Raw genomic sequence first — 509 nt, 5'->3', positions numbered from 1 at the left:
TCCCGATCACCTTTTCACTCAAAGGACACCGCAAATGCCGATCATCAACAGCCAGATCAAACCGTTCAAGGCAACCGCATATCACAACGGCGATTTCGTTCCCGTCAGCGAAGAATCGCTGAAGGGCAAGTGGTCGGTCATCGTGTTCTACCCGGCCGACTTCACGTTCGTGTGCCCGACCGAACTGGGCGACCTGGCAGATCGCTACGCAGAATTCCAGAAGCTGGGCGTGGAAATCTACGGCGTGTCGACCGATACGCACTTCACGCACAAGGCATGGCACGACACCTCGGAAACCATCGCCAAGATCCAGTACCCGCTGGTCGGCGATCCGACGGCAACGCTGGCACGCGCTTTCGACGTGCTGATCGAAGAAGAAGGCCTGGCACTGCGCGGCACCTTCGTGATCAACCCGGAAGGCGAAATCAAGATCGCCGAAATCCACGACAACGGCATCGGCCGTGACGCAGGCGAGCTGCTGCGCAAGGTGCAGGCTGCCCAATACGTCG

General features: G+C 58.9%; 1 protein-coding gene. It reads left to right on the top strand.

Features of this window, described 5'->3' with window-relative positions; translation table 11 throughout:
• Positions 1–34: 34 nt before the first annotated feature.
• The coding region (gene ahpC, locus HW466_RS31255; protein WP_176316160.1) for an alkyl hydroperoxide reductase subunit C at positions 35–509 on the top strand (475 nt) is incomplete at its 3' end.

Source organism: Burkholderia territorii (assembly GCF_902833055.1).
GTDB lineage: Bacteria > Pseudomonadota > Gammaproteobacteria > Burkholderiales > Burkholderiaceae > Burkholderia > Burkholderia territorii.
The sequence above is the reverse complement of the archived record's forward strand: the minus strand, read 5'-3'. Positions and strand labels throughout refer to the sequence as shown.